The organism is Campylobacter concisus (genome assembly GCF_050447445.1).
Classification (GTDB): domain Bacteria; phylum Campylobacterota; class Campylobacteria; order Campylobacterales; family Campylobacteraceae; genus Campylobacter_A; species Campylobacter_A concisus_BI.
The window spans coordinates 1,657,857-1,673,336 of sequence record NZ_JALMFW010000001.1 but is presented as its reverse complement, the minus strand read 5'-3'; the positions used below and the strand labels follow the sequence as shown (position 1 = coordinate 1,673,336).

The 15,480-nt window shown below is 32.0% G+C and carries 15 protein-coding genes; 5 read left to right on the top strand and 10 right to left on the bottom strand.

Going from position 1 to position 15,480, the window contains the following annotated elements; all coding sequences use genetic code 11:
* Positions 1-70: 70 nt before the first annotated feature.
* From MTT30_RS08695 to MTT30_RS08660, 8 genes are all read right to left on the bottom strand, one after another.
* On the bottom strand, positions 71-1,345 hold the full coding sequence (locus MTT30_RS08695) for a type VI secretion system domain-containing protein (protein ID WP_429801672.1): 1,275 nt from the start codon (positions 1,343-1,345) through the stop codon (positions 71-73).
* Positions 1,346-2,110, bottom strand: coding sequence for a type IVB secretion system protein IcmH/DotU (gene icmH / locus MTT30_RS08690; protein ID WP_429801671.1), 765 nt, complete (start codon positions 2,108-2,110; stop codon positions 1,346-1,348).
* An 8-nt stretch (positions 2,111-2,118) separates the two neighbouring features.
* Positions 2,119-3,513 (bottom strand): type VI secretion system baseplate subunit TssK, encoded by a 1,395-nt coding sequence (gene tssK, locus MTT30_RS08685; protein ID WP_429801670.1) that lies wholly within the window; start codon positions 3,511-3,513, stop codon positions 2,119-2,121.
* A gap of 1 nt (position 3,514) precedes the next feature.
* Positions 3,515-3,982 (bottom strand): type VI secretion system lipoprotein TssJ, encoded by a 468-nt coding sequence (tssJ, locus tag MTT30_RS08680; protein ID WP_085658356.1) that lies wholly within the window; start codon positions 3,980-3,982, stop codon positions 3,515-3,517.
* Between the two features lie 245 nt (positions 3,983-4,227).
* Complete coding sequence (locus MTT30_RS08675) at positions 4,228-4,512, bottom strand: hypothetical protein (protein ID WP_429801669.1); 285 nt, start codon at positions 4,510-4,512, stop codon at positions 4,228-4,230.
* Positions 4,509-4,799, bottom strand: coding sequence for a hypothetical protein (locus MTT30_RS08670; protein WP_429801668.1), 291 nt, complete (start codon positions 4,797-4,799; stop codon positions 4,509-4,511). Before MTT30_RS08670 ends, MTT30_RS08675 begins: the two co-directional genes overlap by 4 nt.
* Before the next feature lie 632 nt (positions 4,800-5,431).
* Entirely contained in the window at positions 5,432-5,992 is a 561-nt protein-coding gene (locus tag MTT30_RS08665) for a hypothetical protein (protein ID WP_429801667.1), read from the bottom strand.
* Positions 5,993-6,000: 8 nt separating this feature from the next.
* Entirely contained in the window at positions 6,001-6,936 is a 936-nt protein-coding gene (locus MTT30_RS08660; RefSeq protein WP_429801666.1) for a hypothetical protein, read from the bottom strand.
* A 97-nt stretch (positions 6,937-7,033) separates the two neighbouring features.
* Between MTT30_RS08660 and MTT30_RS08655 the strand changes: the two genes are divergently transcribed.
* From MTT30_RS08655 to MTT30_RS08635, 5 genes are all read left to right on the top strand, one after another.
* On the top strand, positions 7,034-7,672 hold the full coding sequence (locus MTT30_RS08655; RefSeq protein ID WP_429801665.1) for a site-specific integrase: 639 nt from the start codon (positions 7,034-7,036) through the stop codon (positions 7,670-7,672).
* 81 nt (positions 7,673-7,753) lie between these two features.
* The gene (locus MTT30_RS08650; protein WP_087586862.1) at positions 7,754-8,005 is read left to right on the top strand and encodes a type II toxin-antitoxin system Phd/YefM family antitoxin; all 252 of its coding nucleotides are present in this window, start codon (positions 7,754-7,756) and stop codon (positions 8,003-8,005) included.
* Entirely contained in the window at positions 7,995-8,282 is a 288-nt protein-coding gene (locus MTT30_RS08645; RefSeq protein WP_103580817.1) for a type II toxin-antitoxin system RelE family toxin, read from the top strand. Before MTT30_RS08650 ends, MTT30_RS08645 begins: the two co-directional genes overlap by 11 nt.
* Positions 8,283-8,646: 364 nt before the next feature.
* Entirely contained in the window at positions 8,647-8,976 is a 330-nt protein-coding gene (locus MTT30_RS08640) for a plasmid mobilization protein (RefSeq protein ID WP_429801664.1), read from the top strand.
* Positions 8,977-9,023: 47 nt separating this feature from the next.
* Entirely contained in the window at positions 9,024-10,616 is a 1,593-nt protein-coding gene (locus tag MTT30_RS08635) for a mobilization protein (protein WP_429801663.1), read from the top strand.
* Between the two features lie 525 nt (positions 10,617-11,141).
* Here MTT30_RS08635 and MTT30_RS08630 read toward each other — a convergent pair.
* Complete coding sequence (locus MTT30_RS08630; RefSeq protein ID WP_429801662.1) at positions 11,142-14,120, bottom strand: type I restriction endonuclease subunit R; 2,979 nt, start codon at positions 14,118-14,120, stop codon at positions 11,142-11,144.
* 50 nt (positions 14,121-14,170) lie between these two features.
* A complete protein-coding gene (locus tag MTT30_RS08625) occupies positions 14,171-15,472 on the bottom strand; it encodes a DUF3732 domain-containing protein (RefSeq protein ID WP_429801661.1) in 1,302 nt (433 codons plus the stop codon).
* Positions 15,473-15,480: the final 8 nt, after the last annotated feature.

The window sequence follows — 15,480 nt, the reverse complement described above, 5'->3', positions numbered from 1 at the left end:
CCTTTTTTCATAAATGATTTAAGAATTATATTTAAATAAAATTAAAGGTGATTTAAAAAAACATATTTTATCACACAAATGTTTTTGCCTTTATATATATGTCTGATAAATAATCTTTAAGCTCGGTATTTTCTATGAAATTAACTATTTGTGCATAGGTAGCTTTTGCATTATTATTCATGCCTTGAGCAGTAAAAATTTTTGATAATTCAAGCATAAAATTAAGCTCACTTTGAGCGCTTGAAGCATGCTTACTTTTGTCTAGTTCTTTTATTAGATCTTCAAAACTCATATCTTTTTTACTATCACTGCTGGGGGTAAATTCCAAAGAGTTACTTTTAATAAAAAAATTGTTTATATCTTCGCTAAAAAAAGCTTCTCCACTTTGGAATTTGAGCTTTTTTATATCTGGAAATTTATCAATAAAATTTAAAACCATATCACAAATAAGATCACTTTGCCTTGCAAGTCCAGCACTATTTAAAAACTCACAAAATATCTTAATGCCTTCTATCCAAAATGGGTTAAGTGCTAAATTTCTTATAAATTTTTCTAAATTGTCAAGATTTAGTTCGTTACTTTTTTTAAAAAGCATAATTAGATTTTCATCAGGATAACGTATCTGTGTTATTTGATCGCTACTTAATGGAAGTGCCTTTATTCTGCCCCACATTGCTTCAAAAATTAAAACATAAGCGGTAAAATTTTTAATATCACTCTTTAAAAGCATTAGTGATAAATTTATAAAATATTCTCTAAATTCTCTATCATTAAATGTACTAATGTCATTGCCACTAAATGAAACGCTTTGATGGTAAGTTGACTCAGTTTTAGTGATGACTTTTGGCTCTTTAGCTTTTAAAATTTCTTCTTTTTTTTCTTCTATATAAAGCGTATCAAAACGTGTGCCAAGCTCTTGCGAAAGCTCAGGCACAAGATCATTAAAAGCTTTTGCGTCAGCTTGAGCCAAAGCTTTATCATTAGCTTGCGTAAAAAGCTCTATTGTTTGAGCTATTATCTTTTTTTTAGCAGGTAGTTGTTTTTCATTTTTTGCAAGCGAATTTGGCTCTTTTTTTAAAATAGATAGAAAAAAGGCAAAGGCTTTTATAAGTGTCTTAAAAGCCTCTTTGTCGTTTAAATTTATAGCAGAAATCGCTAAGAAATTTAAAAGCTTGGCGTCAAGACTAAATTCACTTAATGCCTTTAAAGATGAGCTAAATACGTAATCCCACTTTATGCTATCATGCATTAAAGTTTTATACTTTGACATTTCATCAGTTAAACTAATATAAAGCTCATTCTCTAAAAAATCTTCATTAAATTTATTACAAAAATTATCTTGCACTTACTTGTTATCCATAAAATTCTCTATCTTATTATTTAGGACACTATCGTTTCTGATATTGTTTTGATCCATAGAATATGTACTATATAAAAACGCGGCTGCGATCATAGCAACGGCTAGCAAAATGAAATAAAATTTTAAACGCTTTAGCGAAAATACCTCAAGAAAGCTTTTCTTTGTCTGTTTTAAGTAACTCTTTTCAAATACATTTTCATCAGCCTTTATTAGCGGAGAAACGGCCGCAGCTATATTTTCACAAAGATAAGAAATTTTTTCATTGCAATCTTCTTGGGTTTCATATTTTCCTTTATAACCAAGTACCAAACAAGCATATATAAATTCTAAGAAATCTTTATTTTTGCCAACATTTTCAAACCACTTATCCATAATGCCAAAGAATTTATTTCCACCTAGATTTTCATTAAAAAATCTTGTTGTCAGGGTATTATTGGCCCAAAAGCTGTTCATAAAAATTTCATTTTTTAGCAAGCTCTCATCTATAAAAACACAAAGGCAATATCTAAGCCTAATAATATCGTCTTCCTCGTAAATACCTAGATTTGATATCTTTGAAGTAGTGCTTAAGATATCATTTATCAATTTTTCACGTAAATTTGCCATTTCGCTTTGTGAAAAATTTTGTAATTTTGAAACCCTATTTGCCAAAAGGAGCAATGGCAACACATGATCTAGTGCAAGATTTGTGCCAAGGCCCAAAAGATTTGTTTGACTTAAAACTGAGGTTTCATTTTGATTTTCGTTCATTTTTATCCTTATAATAAAGCCCACATTTTAATGTCAGCATTCGGTAAATTTGCCGTTATATAAACGCTAATCACATTTTGATTTGCAAAGCTTTTAAAAATTTCATCTTTTTTGTCTATCTTATAGTAGATATAATCGTTTAACTTCGGTAAAGTACTAGGAACAACAGAAATTTGCTCTACGTTTATACCTCTTAGCTGTGAAGAAACTATGCCTTTTATATTTGATTGAGTATGGATTTTGCACTGCTCTTTAAAATTTTTAAGAAGATACTCATTTTTCGTATCGCTGTGAATAGCAAAATAAATTTCTGAGTTTTCAATAATGCTTGGATTATCAAAAATACAGTCATAAAAGCCGTGATTGTTTTTAACAATTTGCGCCATTATATATTTTGGAGATAAGATATGTGAGAACAAAAGTCTTAGATTATTTATCAAAGGCACAAAAGTTTGAGTTAGATTATTGTGATCGTAGGCTATAAATTCGCTAAAACTATTATCGTGGCTAAGTGCTAACAAATCAGCCTGGAAATCAACTAATTTTTCATAGAAATACTCTGGGTGAAATTTATCTTTCTTTAACAAATAAGAGAATATTAAATGCCATTTTTTTAGCATATTTAGTGTTAAATACGTTGAAAAATCAAGTCTATTTTTAGCTTGGTCAACACCTCCTAACAACCCAAAATAACTCTCTTGATGTTGCTTTGTAGCAAAGCTAAGCTCCTCTATAAAATTTGTTATAAAGGTATTTTTACTGATGTCAACACAAGTTGGAATAAATTTTTCATCAAGTGTTATTTGCTTATTTAGGTCTATATTTTTTATTTTACAAATTGGTATACTAAGCTCGTAAGGCATCTTTGAGCCAAATACTCCAAGAGATGATCTTTGGCTTGCTAGGATTAGATTTTCTTTATCTTGTGTAAAGGCAGAAGATAGTTCAAAATCATCTTTATCATCTAGCTCGTTTAATATATCGTTGCTAGCTTCATCATGCACTCTTGAGCTAATAAGTGCTTGCTTGGCTGTAAATTTTAAATTTGGTAAATTATTTTGCAAGCTAATATCGACCAGACCTGAGCTAATAGGTAGTTTTAACACTATAATGGCTGAGTTTAGTTCGCTTGGGCTTATCTCAAGCGGTTCTGGTAATTCATCTTGATCTGGCGCATTGAAAATCGTGCCATCTTGAGAGATACAAGAAATTTTAGTTAGCCCTACTTTGCCTTGAAGCAAAAGATCGCTTGAAATTTCTAAATCTAAAACACCGTATAAATTTGAAAAAGAAGAGATGGTTTTTAGGTTTAAATTTCTCTCAAAATATCTTTCTTGTTGCTCGAAATGAACCTTATCAACGTTCATTCCGTTATACCAAACGACTTTTAGCTTTTCAGACATTTTATTTGCTTGCTTGTATTTTAGAGCTACTAGCGTCTAAAACATTTACGCCATTTTTTGTTATTTCAAAAACTATATTTTTTTCTTTTATCTCTTTTGTAGCCTTATAAGCCTTGATATTTGTCTTGCTCTGATCAGCATAAAGTACCAAAATACCGACATACGGAACTTCGTCAGGATATACATTTGTAAAAGCATATCTATTTGTATTTGGCTGAATTTGTGTTTTTATAGAGTCAATCTTATCATAACCTAGTATCTCACCATTTTTCTCGGCTAGATCGATAATGCTAGCTTCTTTAAATTTAGCCACATCTCTTAATTTATAAGCTATGATAGTTATAGGAACATTATCGCCATGATAGTTCAAATTTGAATTTGGCATATTGCTTATAATAAGATCTTTTGCACATCCTGTAAGAAATAGCATAAATACTAAAAAAGATAGAAATTTAAATATTTTTTTCATGAGTTCCTTTACCTGATTTTAATAATATTATTTTTGCGTAATTATATCTAAAAATTTAGATGATGCTCATTTTAAAATTAATGTTCTTAAACAAAACTTTTATATCAGTTCTCATTCTTTTTTATCGTCTTTATTATTTTTATTATCTTTGCTACTCATACTATCTACAGCCACCTGTGTTATTCCAGTAAATATACTTGCCACAGCTTCAGCCGCGGTCTTATTCTACTCGCCCACTTTTATGTTTACCCTCTTGTTGCATTGTAAAGAAGCCAAAATACAAAAACTAAAAAAGAGTGGATTAAAGCGACACCACCTCTTTTTATTTCCATTTTTTGTATATATTCTTTTTTAAAATCGCTCTTTTTTATACCGTTTTTTATCATAAAACATACGTTTGCAAATATTAGCAATACAGCCATAGCATCAATATAGTGTTCTCCAAAGAAGTAAACTAATATTCTTAAGCAAATAAGCAAAAACACCACAACAGCAATTATTACTAAAAATTTAAGAAAACCGTTTTTCATTTTTTATCGTCTTTTTTATTTTTATTATCTTTACTATTCATACTATCGGCTACTGCCTGTACTATTCCGGTAAATATACTTGCCCCAGCTTCAGCCTCAGTCTGCAAATCTCCATCGCCAACTTTTATATTTTTACCAAAAGTCCCACCTAAAAACAATTTATTAAACGCTCTATCTTTATCCAAATCTTTTGATTTATTTTTAAGCTTAGAATATAGCTCAGTAGATGAGTTAACAAAAGCACCTCTGACTATTGCTGAGAATAAATTACCAGCACCTATTACCATACCGACTTATAAATTTATTTTCTTAAGTATATTAATGATATCCATAAGATAGACTCAATAACTGCATAGAATAAAGCTACGCTACCGTACTTTATCTCCATGTGTTTAATCTTTTTGATACCATTTTTTGCTATAAAAATAAAGATACGAATATACACATAGTATATATCGCATCTATATAATAAATTTCTCCGAAAAAGTATTTTAATAGCTTTACAAATAGTAGTGCTACGGCACATATTGCTATAACACCACTGAATACTATCGCAATTTTCTTCATTTTTTATTATCCATATAGGTAAAAGTACAAACAAAAAACGAGACCAAGAAAAGATTAGCTTCACTCCAGCCTCTAATATAGTATTCCATAGACTATACACAAAACAAGCTCTACAAACAATATCCAACCTATAGCCATTCTTTCACTTTTTCCATGCCATTTCCCATCTTGGCAATGTCGCCCAAATTTTAAATGAATTTATATGAAATTTACATGGCAAAAGAGATAGCACTATATTTTAGGCGCTTTTTGTCGTACTTGTCGTTAATTTAGTGGCTTGCCGAAGTCTAGAAACTAAGAGATATCTTTACCTACCCTAGATATCTTACCACAATAGTCACTCCATTCATATTTAATTTTTTTCTTGTTGTTTTTTAAGTTTTACAGACCTACATCTAAACCAAAAAAATAATATTGCGCCCACTAGTGCCACCACACCAGGAAGTAGACATATTTTTCCCGTTTTAAATGTAAAGACAACAAATAAAAGAATCAAAAGTGCTCCATAAAAAATTATCAAGCTAGTTGATGATATCACTGTACATATATTGTATTTAAAAGTTATTTTTTCTATACTCATATTATAAAGATCATCCATATTCATATTGTCTATTCTAATTTTATGAGTTACTTTATAGTATACATCTCTAAATTTTCTTTCTAAAGATAAAAAATAAGCATCTAAACACCAAAATAATATTATTAAAAAACCCAGCGCAATACTAGCATATGGCTCAAGCTCTTTACCCTTTTCATACATAAATGCGAGAAATGCACCAGTCATAGTTCCTGCCACTGTTTTTATCTGAAAAGAGTTGGTATTCATCCTTGTAATTGTATTTTGGATAAACTGTAAGTGTAGCCTTATATGTTCATTTAGTATAGGGTCTTTTAAATCAATTTTATCACTCATATTTTTCCTTACTTTATATATTCAACTAATTCGTCTTCGTTGATAATTTTATCTAACTTAGAATAATTCATAGGAAAATCAAACAATGGAAAATCACCAGGTTTTGCATTGCTAAATATTTCATCCAAGCTTACTCCACCATGTTTATACTTATCGCACCATTCTTTTTTAGTAAAGTAATTAGCAGATATTTGATTTTCATAGTATATCCAAGATGACAGGGTTTTATCTATACTAATATTGCACGAATTTGAAGTAGGCATAAATACAAAATAATCACATTTTGACATAATTTTCTTAAGCGATATCGCAAGCATAACATCAAAAGCTGAATATACTCGCCTTTGTAAGGCATTAATTAAATTTATATAAGCTAGCTTATGAATATCATAGCATTTTTCTTTTAGCTTAAGATATGGGTATATTTTTTGTATCTCATCTTGTGTTAAATCATAAATACGCTTTCCGCAAATATATTTTTTTATTTCAAAACGCATAAATTTTTCTATCTCATACATACTTTCCCACTCTTCTGAATCCACAAATACTTTTTTCTCAGTTTTATCTTCGATATATTCTTTCATTTTTAGCACCTCTGATATATCAGAATGAGAATGAGATAAAAAAACATTGTAAGTCTCTTTTGTTGAGAAGATAGCATCAGTAAGCCTTTCAACCTGCAAAATGCCCTCTTGTAGTATTTTTATGATATTACTTTTTTTAAAATTTTCAGCTATTTCTAATATTTCATCAGAATAGGTACTATTTTTTATTTCATTAAAAGATAAATTTGCAAAAGCATCTCTTATTTCATTGTCTATATCTAATTTTTCACGAGGGGAATCTCTAGATACTTCATCAATCTTGTCACTTTTATAAGGTTCTTTATAATATTTTTCTTGTATCAACTTAGTTAAATTTACCCCAGCATAAAAAATTTGCATTATTTACTCCTGCTTGTTTTTATTAAAAGTTATATTATACATCAACACGCTATAAAATAAGGCAGTTATAGCATTAAGTAAAAGAATAACTGCAAAAATGAACGTCAAGATAAACGTAGATCCTAGTGAGAGGGCGGTACTTCCATACGATGCATCAGAAGCTAGGAAGATCTTTGAGATAGTAACTAGTATCAAACAAAGTGGTAAATCGCCAAGCTCAAGGATAGAGGCGAGTGAGCTCTACTACGTCACAATGATAGCTGCTTATAGTGGCATGAGGATAAAAGAGATCACACAGCTTCATAAGGAAGATATAGCCTTAAAGGATGGAATTTACTGCTTTAGCATAAACACAAATGATGGCAAAACCACCAAGACTAAAAATAGCATTAGGTTTGTGCCTATCCATAGTAAGCTCATAGATCTAGGCCTGCTAGAATATGTTAATAGCAAAAAAAGCAGAAATATATTTAAGGTAAGCAATAAGGACTTCTCTGAAATTTTCAGAAGCCAGATCCAAAGAAAGTTTATAGACAAAGACTCTAAAAAGACCTTTTACTCTTTTAGGCACTACTTTATAGACTATCTAGTGCAGCGCGAGGTAGAAGCTAACCTTATAGCTCAGATAGTAGGACATGAAAAGCAGTATAAAATTTTGCTAAACACTTATGCCAAGCCTATTAATGCAAACACACTAAAGAGTAAAGTAGAGATGGTATCGTATGAAAATGAATAGGGGCAAATTTCAAAGCATGAGTTTTAAGACTATCTTTATATCTTATTTAGTATTCTTTTAGGTATTAAATAAAGGATAAAAATGCAAACCATACAAGCAAATTTTACAGCTAGCATAAGCGAGCTAAAAAAGTCTCCAGCTCAAATTTTAAAACAAGCTGGAGATAATGTCGTAGCTATACTAAATCACAATGTCCCTAGTGCATATCTAGTACCTAGCTCTGTCTATGAAAAGATGACAGAGATAATAGAAGAGTATCATCTAAGCAAAGCAGTAGATACTGCCCTAGCAAGTGGTGAAAAACCAGTAAAAGTAAGCCTAGATGAGCTATGAGTTAGAGTTCTTGCCAAGTGCTTTAAAAGAGTGGCAAAAGCTTGACAATAGCATAAAAGTGCAGTTTAAAAAGAAGCTAAGTGAGCGTCTAGAAAACCCAAAGGTTGCAAAGGACAAGCTACGAGGCTATGAAGATGTCTATAAGATCAAGCTAAGAGATGTCGGCTACCGCTTGGCATATCAAGTAAAAGATAGCGAGATCGTAGTGCTTGTGCTAGTTGTCGGCAAAAGAGAGAACAATGAAGTATACGAGATGCTAAAGGATAAATTTAACTAAGTATAAAGCTAGACTTTAGTCATCTGTGATTTGCTAGTAACTAATTTTATGTTATTAGCTTGTCCTATTTAAAGTGCTCTTTTATGATGAGCACAACCCCTATATTTTTATTATTTTTACCATTTTAATTTCATACCAGACTAAATTTCTAAGAGAAATTTAAAAGCTACAAAAATTATATTATATATTTCATAGTATTTTTAAAAAACACGCATTTTAGCGGCCTAAAGCCTATCAGATTCCTTGTTTTAGGCTGTGAAATTTTATAAAATAACCTTAAAAGATATTTAAAGAGCAAGTCTGCCAAAAATTTTATGACATAGGATTTTTGAGTGGCTTCTTCTTGGATTAGGAGTAAATTTACGTGAGTTCTGAAAAGATAAAAAAACGCAATGTAACCAAAGTCATAACTAAAAGACTTAGACTAAGTAATGCAGAATGGTTGGTAATTAATGATAAATTACAAGAAAGTGGCCTAACTTTCTCAAAATTTGCCCTAAGAGCTATGTTGTCTAAGCAGATTTATGCACCAATTATGAGAGAGCTTTTAGCTGAACTATCTAGACATGGACAAAACATGAACCAAATAGCTGCCAAATTAAATAGTGGGCAAAGCCTAGATAGAGTTGGTATTGAGATCATAGCGGACGATAATGATGTCTTACATAAAGTGTATGAAGCATTGGGTAAATAATATGTTGCTTGATTTACTTTGCATCAATACAAATAAAGGCACTAGTGATGCTAGTTAAATTTCTTCGTACTTATACTGGTGGTGGCCTTGGGAGCATAAATTATCTTTTAAATGAGAGAAAAGCTGCTGGAACAGCAAGAGTTATAAAAGGTGATGAAAATTTAACTAGAGCTATTATAAAAGGCATCACCTATAAACAAAAGACCTGCTTTGGTGTTTTATCATTTGAAGAGAAGTATGACTTTTTGACTGAAGAGCAAAAACTAAAAATCATTAAGGATTTTGAACGTGCTATTTTGGGTGAATATATGCTTGAACGTACAAATGTATTATGGGTAGAGCATTCTGATAAGGATGGACGGCTTGAGTTAAATTTCCTTATCCCTAAGATAGATCTTGAAACAGACAGGTCATTTAATCCTTATTTTGCCAAATATGATCAAACGAGAATAGATCTAATCAAAAAGATCATTAACGATGAGTATGGACTATCAAGTCCAGATGATCCAGCAAAAGAGCAAACTATATTGTCTAGCAAGAAAAACATCAATCATTATAAAAATTTAGAAGAGCTAGACCAAAAGCTGCACAATCTGGTTAAGCAAGGCTATATTAAAAATAGAGACCACATGATTGAACTTCTTAAACAAAATGGTATCGAAATAACCAGGATCAACAAAAAAGGCATAACGATCATACTGCCTACTAAAAAAACAAAAAATCGTCTAAAAGGAGGAATATACGATGCAGACTTCACCAGTGCTCAAAGACTTGGAGAACTCAGCCAAAGCTCAAGCAGAAGAATTAGAGAATTCCATGATAGAAATACACAAGCAGAGTGCAGAGAAAATAGGCGAAAATTTGAGGAGCTTATTGCTAAAAGAGATAGATTTAATCAAGAAAGATATGTCGAAAGAACTTCAAAAAACAATATCCTTGCATCACAAGGACAGATCGGTGATAATCTCGTTGTCAGTGGCTACCACACTAATTTTGGGAGTAGTAATTGGTTGGGTAGTGCACGCAATGATATTGAAGGAAGAAGTAGCTTGGACGATACCAAAACAATGGAGATACAGCCAACCTACTGCGGACAAGACCCAGAGAGAGTATTACATATCGATTCCAAAAGACAAAGAGATAATAGAGAACGAGAGCAGGAAATTTATATTAATGAAAATGGAGTAGAGGATGACAGCATTAGAGAAAGCATTGCTAGAAGAGAACGAGCGCTTGACCAAGATGATCGAAGACGAAAGGAACAGACACGAATTAGAAATAATGAATTTGCAACAAGACTGCGAGAAGGAGCTTGTGATATTACGGACAAATGTGACTGCGCTAACAAAGAAAGTCAAGAGCTTGAACAAAGATTGCAACGACGCCTTAACGGAATCTTTGCAGCAACAAAGAGATATGTACGAGAGTTCAATATCTTGCTTGGAAGAAAAATTAAAAAATTCAGAAGAAAAATTCCAAAATTTGAGAGAAGCATACGAGAGCTTACAGATAGAGCACAAGATGCTACAAGAATATGTAGAGAATTTATAGAGGAGCGTGAATACTCCAAAAAAACCAGCATACATCACCATGTAAGTGATGTATGCAAGGAAAAAACTCAAAGTCTAGATATGTTTTAAACGTAGAGGCTCTACTAAGTTTATTGCATAATCATCTAATTTATTACTTCCAAACATTATTTGTTACGTTGCCATTTTAAAAATATACTAAAATATATTTTGCAGATCACAAAAAATAATTTAGTCTAATTATTTTTTATACTTATGCCTGCCTTTAATAAACTTAAGCTTTTATTAAAAAAGCCTATCTTGCATAGCCACTTTAATAAAGAAAATATTTTTTTAAGCGTGGGTCAAGGGAGCGGCAAGCTCTCCTTGCGAGCCTCTATGGAGCTGTGAATGGTAACATTTTGTAGCTACGTAGAGTATGCTCGCCCTATTAGAAAAAACAAAAAAGAACCGATGCAAAAGTTAAGAGAAATTTTGGCAAAACCTAGATACAAACCAACCATTTAAATGTAGTATATTTGATATTACTTATCATAAATAATAATTGATAAATTGCTCCAGTGGTTCAACAGTAGCAATATAAAATTAAATATTATAGTAAATATTTTTCTAAATATAATACAAATATATTATATTTTAAACTCTAGTTTTCAAAGCCATTTCTATATTTTCCCTTAGCCCTAATTTAAACGCCTCATTTGTCGCAAAAAGCTTATAAAGCTCAAGCTCCTTTTTTCTCTCTTTGTTTATCACTTCATCTATTATTTTTTCGATAGCGAGTCTTCTGTTAATTCCATCTGTATTTTTCTCGTAATTCTCCTCAAAATCTTTATGGGCTCTTACTTTATCAATAATGTGTATAAATTTAGCCCTTTGCTCATCAGGCGTAGCGTCCCAGCCCTTAAACCATTTCTCGTTAAAATTTTTTATTATCTCATCTAGCGGATCTTTTTTCTCATCATCGGCGTAAGCGCCTCTTAAATTTGGATTTTGTGGCTCTAGCTCCGCCTCGCTTGGATCTAGCTCTATTTTTGCGCCAAGCTTTACTCTTTCTAGTCCGTAAGTAGAAAGATCGACCGCATTTAAAAGCTCATCTATCCTATCTTTGTCTTTATCTTTTACGACCATTTTAGGTATTAGAAATTTCAAAAACCAAAACAGCTTCTCGCACTCTACTATTTCATAAGGCATGATTGACGCCATCTGCGCGTAAATTTTTACAAACTGCTTCGCTTTTATCTTGTAGTCGGCTTTATCGTCATCTTCAAGGCAAAGTTTATTGTTAAATCTATCCGCCACCGCGTCTATCATAGATGATAATTTCCCAGACTCTTCGCCTTTAAAATAGCTCTCAAAAAACTCATCCACTTCGCTACGCTCATAAATTCCACTATCATCAAGTACTGATTTTAGTTCGTGTAAAACATTTATATCTGTCTCTTCTTTTAATGACGTTGATGTATAAAAAGGATCAAAAGATGCCTTAATATCTTCAATCTTGTTAAAAAAATCAAGCACAAAGAGATCTTCTGTTTTTTTAGAGTATTTTGGTGCAGCTCGGTTTAAGCGTGAGAGAGCTTGCACGGCGAGAACCCCATCTAGCTTTTTATCCACATACATCGCACAAAGCTTTGGCTGATCAAATCCTGTTAAAAATTTATTCGCCACCACTAGCAACCTATACTGATCGCTATCAAATTTATCGGCTATATCTTTTGAATCAAATTCGTTTATGCTATCTTCCGTATATTCTATCCCGTCAAGCTCTTTTTTACCGGAAAATGCGACGATAGCTCCAAATGGATCGCCGATTGCATGGAGTTTTTTAATAATAGACTTGTGATAAAGGATGGCTGTTTGTATATCGGCAGTTACCACCATACCTTTTGCTTTGCCTTTTAGTTTGTTTGTTTTTACTATATTGTTTATGAAGTGGTCTAAGATTATTTCCGTTTTTGTAGCTATAGTAGATGGGTTTTTCTCGACAAAGCCCCTAAGCCTTTTTTGCGCTTTATCCGTCTTAAAATGGGGATTATCCTCTATGGATTTTACTATCTCATAATAGCTTTTATATGTCGTATAGTTTGATAAAACATCTAGTATAAAGCCCTCTTCAATCGCCTGCTTCATTGAGTATAGATGAAACGGAACAAAACTGCCGTCATCTTGCTTTGTTCCAAATTTTTCAAGTGTTGAGTTTTTAGGCGTGGCCGTAAATGCAAAATACGAAGCGTTATTTTTCATTTTTCTACTTTGCATTACTTCAAGCACCATATCTTGCACGTCCATATCATCGTCAAAATCTTTTTTACCCATCGCTTCATTCATCTTATGATGCGCCGTTCCGCTTTGAGACGAGTGTGCCTCGTCGATTATGATGGCAAATTTCTTATCGCTAAGATCGCTTATGCCGTCTACTATAAAAGGAAATTTTTGAATGGTTGTTATGATTATTTTTTTACCGCTTTCTAAATTTGACTTTAGCTCAGCCGAGCTAAATGCCGGAGCGGCGATATTTTTTACCTCGCTAAAACTAGCTATATTTTCCCTTAGTTGTTTATCTAGTATCTTTCGGTCAGTTACCACTACGACGCTATCAAATAGCGGATACTCCATGTCTTTATCGCTTACTCCCTCTTTTGCGGGATATGTTTCTATGAGTCCATATGCGCACCAAGTTATAGAATTTGACTTTCCGCTTCCTGCACTGTGCTGTATGAGATAGGTTTTGCCGACTCCGTTGTTGCTTACGTCGTCTATTATTTTTCTTACTACGTCTAGTTGATGATATCTTGGGAAAAATAAATTTCTACTCTCTAGCTTGTCCGTATCTTTCCCGTCAAGCCTAACGAAATGTTGCAAGATATCTGCCAAAGACGTTTTAGAAAAAATTTCCTCCCAAATGTATGCGGTTTTGTGTCCGTTCGGATTTGGCGGGTTGCCCGCGGAGTTTTTATCCCCTTTGTTAAACGGCAAAAAGAAAGTCTTGTCTTTATCTAGCCTTGTAGTCATATATGCTTCATCGGTATCAAAAGTAAAATGCACCAAACATCTAGCGAAATTTAAAAGCGTATCTTTTGGGTCCCTACCTTTTTTGTATTGATTTATGCCGTGATATTTAGCCGTCTGCCCGTACCAGCTCATCGCGCTATTTTTAAGCTCTATAGTGATTATAGGAAGCCCGTTTATAAAGATCGCCATATCTATTTCGAGGCTTGGATTTTGCTTTGAATAGGCTAGTTGCCTTGTGACGCTAAACTGATTTTGGCTAAATTTCTTTCTAGTCTCATCGCCGCTTGAAGCTATCGGTGTAGGGTAAAATAGGGTAAAATTTACGTCAGCCACACTAAGGCCCTTTTTTAAAATTTTAAGCACGCCGTATTTGCTTATCATCTTGCTTAGCTGATAGAGTATCTTTTGTTTATAATTGCTATCTCTTTTTAGCTTGTCAAGCTCATCTTTTTGCGAAATTTCCAAAAAGTCAAAGAGCCTAGTCTCATCTATAGCATACTCTTTGTTAAAATCTTTGCTATACCCTTTGACATATCCTTGATTTTGCAAGAGATACTTTTCTATACTGCTTTCAAATGCTTCTTCGTTTGTCTTGCTAAACATTGCTTTTCCTTGTTATGTTTTTCTTTAATATTATAAATTTAGCGTTTCATTTACTTATTTATAAAACCCTTAGTTCTCCATCTTCTACCATTTACAAGATCTTCAAAATCCACGCTATCTAACTCTAACTTATCAGCATGATCTGTAATAATAATTTGTGGCTCTATTCCAGTTTCTTTTAGGATAGTTTTGCAAAAAAAAACTAATTGATTAAATAAATTTGTAACAGCTTTCAAATCTTCATCTTTTGTATCAGTTCCTTTTTTCTCTTCGATATGATCAATATTAAATTCATCATTCTCATCTTTTATTGAGGTTGGAAAATAAACTTGACTAGGTTGATCTAAGAATAAAATGGGCGGTATTAAAGATTTATTGCCTAAAGAACAAAAGAAGCTGTGTAGTGCCAAAAATAAAGTTATGTGACTATATAGCCAATTAGCGCCACTTCCCATAGATCTTAAATAAACTTTATCTTTATTTTCTTTTTCATGCCATAAATCAAAATTAGTTAGTGAAAATTTTAAATTTATTGGCTTGTATGAACTTTCAAAATCAAGCTTATTTCCAATTTCTTTCATTTTGTTATTGATATATTTTTCCGCTTCCTCAAGTTGTTTACCTAAATTAAATTTATCTTTCAGCAATTTTTCATATTCCGAAATCTCTTGTTCTGTCGCTTTGATTTTTTCTTCAATATTGTTATCTTCTCTATCTATGAGACTTTCAAGAAGATTTTCTATTTTTAATTTTACTTTTAAAGCCTGTTCGTTTAAGCTTCTGTTGTTTTCTAATGCTTTTGTGATATTTTTTAATTGCTCAATCTCATTTTTAATGCTTTTGAGTTTTTCATCTTTGTCTGATATTTCTTTTTTAATGTTATTTTTGTCACTTTCAAACGAGTCCAATAAATACGGAGATTTTCTAAGTTCAATATTTAGCCATTTTATAGCTTCTTCTAATTGATTTGCTTCATTAGCAATAACATTTGTCTCTTGTGTGCAAAATGGACATGTTGCGACATTGATACTAGCTTCGGCTATAGCTTGATTATTTGATAATTCTTCTTTATATTTTTTAGCATATTCTATTGAAGAATTAATATTGTTATATCTATAAACCAGCTTTCTTTTCTCTGATAAAAGCCTATTGTACTCTTTCTCTAAAGATGATAGTTTTTCAATAGATTCATCATTATTTTCATCAATAGATATATCTTTAGCAACAAGCCTATCTATATAATTTGCTGGATTGGAAAGAATAATATTTGAAGCTTCTTCAAAAAGTTTATTTCCGCTAATTACTTCATATTCCAGTAATAGGCTGTCAATCCTTTTTCTATTAAATTCCATTTGATTTT